Source organism: Nostoc sp., from assembly GCF_036919615.1.
Classification (GTDB): Bacteria; Cyanobacteriota; Cyanobacteriia; order Cyanobacteriales; family Nostocaceae; genus Nostoc.
Map to the genome: position 1 here is coordinate 1 of NZ_JBALCN010000034.1, position 7,247 is coordinate 7,247.

The following is a 7,247-nucleotide window of genomic DNA, read 5'->3' on the forward strand; positions in this document are numbered from 1 at the left end:
GCACTGGCAAAGAAATCAAAACCCTGACTGGGCATAGAAACTGGGTTAATGGCGTCAGCTTCAGCCCGGATGGCAAGATGCTAGCTTCAGCCAGTCTTGACAACACAGTCAAACTGTGGGATACCAGCACTGGCAAAGAAATCAAAACCCTGACTGGGCATAGAAACTGGGTTAATGGCGTCAGCTTCAGCCCGGATGGCAAGATGCTAGCTTCAGCCAGTGCTGACAGCACAGTGAAACTGTGGGATACCAGCACTGGCAAAGAAATCAAAACCCTGACTGGGCATACAAACTGGGTTAATGGCGTCAGCTTCAGCCCGGATGGCAAGATGCTAGCTTCAGCCAGTCTTGACAACACAGTCAAACTGTGGAAGCTGGATTTTGATTATTTACTAAAACAGGGGTGTAATTATATACGCAATTATTTTAAAATTAATCCCTCTGATGATGAGAGTGACAGGCATTTGTGCGATGGTGTTAGTAGTGACAAATAACCAATGTCTGCAATCCCTTAGCCGCAACCGGGCAAGAAGGGTGCGCGGTTGAGGCTGCTCTAAAATGGTATAAGAGGTTGAAACTATGACAGCAACAGCAACCTATCAGTTTGCAGGTAAGACCATCCTAATTACGGGTGGTGCAGGAGATATAGGCAAGGCAACTGCACACCGTTTTGCTGCTAATGGTGCAGGAATAGCCCTGCTAGATTTGAATGAACCGAAGATGGCAGATGTGGCTGAAGAACTAAAAGGTTACAACGTTCCAGTCGGCACGTTTTGCTGTGATGTTACAGCTAGTGATGATGTTGCTAAAACCTTTACTAATGCTGTTGAGCAGCTTGGGCGGATCGACTATGTATTTAATAACGCAGGTTATCAAGGAATGTTTGCTAAAACGGACGAATATCCTGAGGATGACTTTCAAAAGGTGATAAATATTAACGTTGTCGGCGTTTTCCACGTTCTCAAGGCGGCTGCACAGCAACTACGCGATGCCGGTGGAGGTGCGATCGTTAACATGGCGAGTTATGCAGGTGTGGTTGGGCCGCCAAATATGCTGGCATACACCGCTTCCAAGTTTGCTGTTATTGGAATTACTCAAACGGCAGCGAAAGACTTGGCTCCCTACGGCATTCGGGTGAATGCCCTCTCCCCGGCGCTGATTGGCCCTGGTTTTATGTGGACGCGGCAAACCGAATTGCAAGCAGCAGTAGGGTCGCAGTACTTTGATGCCGATCCCAAGGTAGTGGAGCAACAGATGATCAATTCAGTGCCAATGCGGCGTTTAGGAAGTTTGTCAGAGGTAGCGAATGGGGTAGCTTTTCTGATGAGCGAAGAGGCAGGCTACATTACTGGGTTTAACTTAGAGGTTACTGGAGGTTAACAGAAATTTATACAGACAATATTTCATATTACATAGAGACGCAGAGAATAATAGGCCTGTCTTAATTTTCAAGTACTCTCTTCATCAAAATTTGAGCATAAATTATGTCTTGGGGCATAAGCTTTAATGATAGAATCATGCTTTTGGTAGATACATACTTTTTGAAGGTGGGATATTGGACAACTTTTTTTGGAGCGGCGCGATGCCTGCGGCAGGCGTAGCCATCGCAAATTAGACCTGGCTACTCATCCTGCTTGGCTTTATTATATTGCCGGCAATACGCAAGAAGATAATTGCAGCAAAGCTCAATTTGTCCCGGCAAGCCAAAGCAACGTTTATCAGAATTAGTCACATTGCCTGGAATGCTCCCTTACATCAAAGACGGCTTCATCAATGACGATGAAGTGGCTGAACTGATTGAACTGGGAGCAGTCGGAGAAATTGCAGGTTGGGCTTACAACCATCGTGGAGTATTGCTGCAAGAGGGGACAAACAGTCGGGTTGCCAGTGTAGCACTCGAACAACCGACTCATCGACTCATTATTGGTGTGGCAGGCGGTGTGAGAAAAGCGGAGGCTATTTTGGCAGCTCTACATGGCAAGTTAATTACAGGACTAATTACCGATGAAGCTGCTGCCCAAATGATTCTTTCTAAGATTTAGATTGCTTTTTGCAAGGATAAGATTTTTTATGTCAAAAATATTTTAGATTAAAATACGGTAAGTCTGACTAATTACCGTTGATTAATCTAACACAACCTTCAAATAGGATTATTACTTCTTTGTATAATTGGAAACTAAAATAACTGCTTATGTCTGAACAATATCGTTTTGAAACCCTGCAAGTTCATGCTGGACAAGAGCCGGCTCCGGGAACTAATGCTCGTGCTGTACCAATTTACCAAACGAGTTCCTACGTTTTTGACGACACCGACCACGGAGCGCGGTTGTTTGCTCTCCAGGAATTTGGCAACGTTTACACCCGGATCTCAAATCCAACGACGGATGTATTTGAAAAGCGGATTGCTGCCTTAGAAGGGGGTGTAGCAGCATTAGCAACCGCTAGTGGTCAGGCGGCGCAATTCTTAGCAATCAGTACCATTGCTCAGACTGGAGATAATATTGTTTCCACTAGTTTTTTGTATGGGGGAACATATAACCAGTTTAAAGTATCTCTACCGCGTTTGGGTATTAATGTCAAGTTTGTCGAGGGAGATGAGCCGGAAAGTTTCCATCAGGCGATCAACGATCGCACCAAAGCCCTATACGTTGAAACCATTGGCAATCCTCAATTCAACATTCCTGACTTTGCCGCTTTAGCTCACATTGCCCACGAAAACGGCATACCTTTAATTGTGGATAATACCTTTGGTGCTGGTGGGTATCTAGCTCGACCCATTGAATATGGTGCAGACATTGTAGTGGAATCTGCAACTAAATGGATTGGTGGGCATGGTACTTCTATTGGTGGCGTAATTGTCGATTCGGGTAAATTTGACTGGGGTAACGGCAAATTTCCCCTGTTTACTGAGCCAGCACCCGGCTATCATGGGCTGAATTTCCAAGAAGTGTTTGGCCCTAGTGGTTCCTTCGGCAATATTGCCTTTATTATTCGCGCCAGAGTCGAGGGGTTACGAGATTTTGGCCCATGCTTGAGTCCATTTAACGCCTTTCTTTTACTGCAAGGATTAGAAACTCTCTCCCTACGTGTAGATCGGCATGTGAGCAATGCCCTAGAATTGGCTCAGTGGTTAGAGCAGCAAGAGCAGGTATTATGGGTTAATTATCCGGGACTTCCCAATCACCCCTATCATGAACGAGCGAAAAAATATCTCCGGCATGGCTTTGGGGGAGTTTTAAACTTTGGCATCAAAGGTGGACTGAAGGCAGGTAAAGCTTTTATTAATCATGTGAAATTGGCGAGTCATTTAGCAAATGTTGGTGATGCTAAAACCCTCGTTATTCATCCGGCTTCCACAACCCATCAACAGCTAAGTGATAACGAACAGCTTTCAGCGGGTGTGAAACCCGATTTGGTACGGGTATCGGTAGGAATTGAACATATCGACGATATCAAAGAGGATTTTGAGCAGGCATTTCGACAAGTGAAAATAAAGGAAAGTTAGGAGTTTAGAGTAGCCCTGTCTAAGTGAATTATAAAATCTTTCTTTTTCTCTGATTGCTCTGCATCTCTGTGGTTGTTATTTATTTATTGAACCGCAGAGGCACAGAGAACACAGAGATAAGAGAGGAATTGATTTTCGAGAATTTTTACCCACCTTGACAGGGTTCTGACTTTTCACGGTAAGTCCTCAAACCACGAAACAGCGTGGCTTTTTCCACAGTCTAATTCTCAATAACTCTAAGTTAATGAAAATAGGTAACGTAAAAGTTAGGGTTTGAGAAACCCTCAAAATAACCTTTTCCACATCCCGTGAAAAGTCAGGACAGGGTTAGAGTTTGGAGTTAGTTCTCCCCATTCCCCATCTTCACTGCCTCTTGAACAGAATCCTAGATATGATCTACTCAGACTTCATCTCACCGCAAACCCAGTTTTACCAGCTGACGGTGCCATTTAAACTGGAAGGGGGCGAAACATTAACTGGGGTTCAGGTTGCTTATCGGACTTGGGGACAGTTAAATGCTCAAGGCGATAATGGGGTACTAATTTGTCATGCCTTAACTGGTTCGGCTGACGCTGATGATTGGTGGGAACCTTTGTTTGGTTCAGGAAAAGCTTTCAATCCAGAACGCGATTTTATTGTATGCAGCAACATCTTGGGAAGTTGTTACGGCACAACTGGGCCAACTACTATCAACCCAATAACGGGAAAGGCTTATGGTGTATCCTTCCCTGAGATTACAATCCGAGATATGGTTCACCTGCAAGCTGCACTACTAGAATATCTGGGTGTTCAATCTCTGCGGTTAGTAATTGGCGGTTCACTCGGTGGGATGCAAGCACTGGAGTGGGCATTATTGTATCCAGAAAAAGTGAAAGCTATTGCACTCATTGCTGTTTCTGGAAGACATTCCGCTTGGTGTATTGGATTAAGTGAAGCCCAAAGACAGGCAATTTATGCTGATCCAAACTGGCAAGGAGGGAACTACACTCTGGATGCGCCCCCAAATCAAGGATTAGCAGTGGCGCGGATGATGGCGATGTCTACTTACCGTTCCTGGGATAGTTTTACAACCCGCTTTGGGCGGCAGTATGATGCATCTGAGCAGTTTGCTATAGCGAGTTACTTACAGCATCAAGGTCAAAAGCTGGTAGAGCGATTTGATGCTAACACTTATATCACCCTCACTCATGTAATGGATCGCCACGATGTTGCACGCGATCGCACAGTTCCTAATTTATCAGATTATGAATCTGTTCTACAAACCATCCAACAACCGACTTTAGTTGTCGCAATTGATTCTGACATCCTCTATCCTCCAGTAGAGCAACAAGAATTGGCAAATTTAATTCCTAATGCTCAACTGGCGTGGCTAAAGTCAACCCACGGACATGATGCATTTTTAATTGACATGGATGCATTGAATGAATTGCTGATCGCTTTTCAGCAAAGTTTAGATTTACCAGCCTCCTAGCTCGGCGTTTCGAGTTCTGAGCATGAAATTCCAAGATAAAAGGTCGGCGTTTCGAGTTCTGAGCATGAAGTTCCAAGCTAAAAGGTCGGCGTTTCGAGTTCTGAACACGAACTTCCGAGCTAAAAGGTCGGGCTTGCGAGTTATGAGCACGAAGTTCCGAGATAAAAGGTCGAACTTCCGAGTTCTAAGCTTGAACGATGACGTTTAGAGGTGGAATGATGAAGTTGAAAAGGCGATATCTGACGACAAACTGCTGTGTGCCTACGACGTTTTTGAGGTGAGTAGTACGTAGCTTGCCGCCGTAGGCATCGCTCTTAAAAAATCCCGTTAAGTATACACCCTTTAACAGCACCGTAGATTATCATGATTATACTTAAGTAATCTAACTTGTATCTCAGCCTCTAAATGAACAGAGAACAACAGGGTCGATTAGAGGAAAAACGAGACGAACTTCAAAAAGAGTGCGATATCCGGCGTCAGAAAGTAAACCGGATACGGCATGACTTAGCGATTGAGACTGATACGACAGTAAAGTTTAAATTAGAACATCAGCTTCCAGAAGAAGAGACTCAACTGGCGCGTTTTGAGGATGAACTCGATAAAATTGAAGCTGAACTGCGATCGCCCCTACAGACTACAACAACGACACAAAAGCGATTGGTGGTAAATCCAGCAATTCCCAGTGTACCAGTGTGGAAGGGACGAGATGAACTACTTCAGCAGTTACAGGCAAAATTACTCCAACTGGAAAACCCACCGAAGGTATTAGCACTGATTGGACAGGGGGGTATTGGTAAAACCAGTTTAGCCGTGAAACTGTTAGAGGCACTGGCTGTTAATTTACAGAGCCGGAATTTGACAGACTGCCCTTATGAGTGCGTAATTTATTTCAAGGCACAAGAGGGGACAAGTTTTGATGATGTAGCAGAATTTCTCCTAATTGAAGGCTTGGGTATTCAAACAGCAGACACGTTGAAAACTGCTGATGAAAAGATAGCCAAAATTATTCAAGGGTTGGCGCAAACACGCACTCTTGTAGTGCTGGATAACCTGGAAAGTATTTTACAGCCTGCCAATCATCCCCAAGCGGGACGGGCAATTTCACCCGATTGGGGTAAACTGCTAAATGCTTTAGTCTATCAGCAGCATCAATCACAAACCCTATTAACCAGTCGGGAAGTGCCAGCAGATTTGGCTGATATCCGCTATGAGGGTGCCGAACCAGATTCAGAATTGGTGTATATCGAGAGAATTTCTGGAGTGGCGACAGTCGCGGGAGTTGAGATTTTGCGACAGCGCCAACTGAAAGATAGTGTAGCAGATTTGCAGTGGATGTCTAAGCGAGTTGAAGGACACGTTTTTTTGTTAACCCAACTGGCGGCTATTGGTAAGGGTAAGCCTGGGTATCTGTGGAAGCATCCAGAATTTGTGACGAAAAAGGCTGAACCCATTCTCAGAGAGCAACTGACAAGGCAAAGTGAAGCAGCGCGAGATTTACTCAGCCAGATGTGTGTATTGCGAGTGGGGATAGATATCCGAGGTTTAACTTTCTTGCGGTTATATACAGATAAACGAGAGCAAGATGAGCGCTTTGAAACGGCAGCAGATTTAGGAGAACCTGCTGAATTGACAGAGGAAGAAATTAGTGAAACGCAAGCAATTTTAGAACGATTAATTGATAGCAGTTTGGTGCAGAGTCGCTATGATGAACAGCAATGTGAAGTATTTTATGACTTACATCGGGTGATTGTGGAGTTTCTACAAGAGGAATATAAAGACCAACTGCCTAATCTGCTCAAGAGTATCTATAAGTTTTACTGCTCTGGGAAAAATGTTGAAAACCCTAAAACTTTAGAAGATTTACGCCCAGTATTGGAGGCTCTATATTTTGCTTTTCAATTGGGCAATGACAGCGAAGCATATTATTTAGTACTGGGAACTCTGAGAGAATATCTGAGATGGTGGGGACATTGGAGTTTATTAAAAGACTTGTGTGAACAAGTTTTGCCACACATTGACGAGGAGAAACGCTGTATCTGCTTGCAATGGATTGGAATAATTCATCGTGATTTAGGCAATTGGGATGAAGCAGCAAGATGTTTTCAGAATGCTTTAGCCATTGCACAAAAGCAAGAAAATAAAATTAATATTGCATATTGCAATGGATTGTTGGGAGATATAGAGCGCAATCGCGGCAACTGGGATGCAGCCGAAACCCTGTATCGGCAATCTTTGACAGTGAGAACAGAATTAGGCGATCGCTCTGGAATG

Annotated in this window: 7 protein-coding genes; 6 read left to right on the plus strand and 1 reads right to left on the minus strand. The window is 44.2% G+C overall.

The genetic code is table 11. The features are described from left to right. The 5 genes from V7K48_RS11120 to metX all read left to right on the plus strand — a co-directional run. A partial coding sequence (locus V7K48_RS11120) for a WD40 repeat domain-containing protein (protein ID WP_335072333.1) occupies positions 1–494 on the plus strand: 494 nt, incomplete at its 5' end. Between the two features lie 85 nt (positions 495–579). Beyond that, on the plus strand, positions 580–1,380 hold the full coding sequence (locus V7K48_RS11125) for an SDR family NAD(P)-dependent oxidoreductase (RefSeq protein WP_335072335.1): 801 nt from the start codon (positions 580–582) through the stop codon (positions 1,378–1,380). A gap of 293 nt (positions 1,381–1,673) precedes the next feature. Continuing rightward, entirely contained in the window at positions 1,674–2,042 is a 369-nt protein-coding gene (locus V7K48_RS11130; RefSeq protein WP_335072337.1) for a sugar-binding domain-containing protein, read from the plus strand. 149 nt (positions 2,043–2,191) lie between these two features. After that, positions 2,192–3,505, plus strand: a complete 1,314-nt coding sequence (locus V7K48_RS11135; protein ID WP_335072339.1) for an O-acetylhomoserine aminocarboxypropyltransferase/cysteine synthase family protein — start codon at positions 2,192–2,194, stop codon at positions 3,503–3,505. Between the two features lie 391 nt (positions 3,506–3,896). Further along, a complete protein-coding gene (metX, locus tag V7K48_RS11140) occupies positions 3,897–4,976 on the plus strand; it encodes a homoserine O-acetyltransferase MetX (protein WP_335072341.1) in 1,080 nt (359 codons plus the stop codon). A gap of 184 nt (positions 4,977–5,160) precedes the next feature. Here metX and V7K48_RS11145 read toward each other — a convergent pair whose 3' ends face one another. Beyond that, positions 5,161–5,328, minus strand: coding sequence for a hypothetical protein (locus tag V7K48_RS11145; protein ID WP_335072343.1), 168 nt, complete (start codon positions 5,326–5,328; stop codon positions 5,161–5,163). Positions 5,329–5,381: 53 nt separating this feature from the next. Here V7K48_RS11145 and V7K48_RS11150 point away from each other — a divergent pair. Then, the coding region (locus V7K48_RS11150; protein ID WP_335072345.1) for a tetratricopeptide repeat protein at positions 5,382–7,247 on the plus strand (1,866 nt) is incomplete at its 3' end.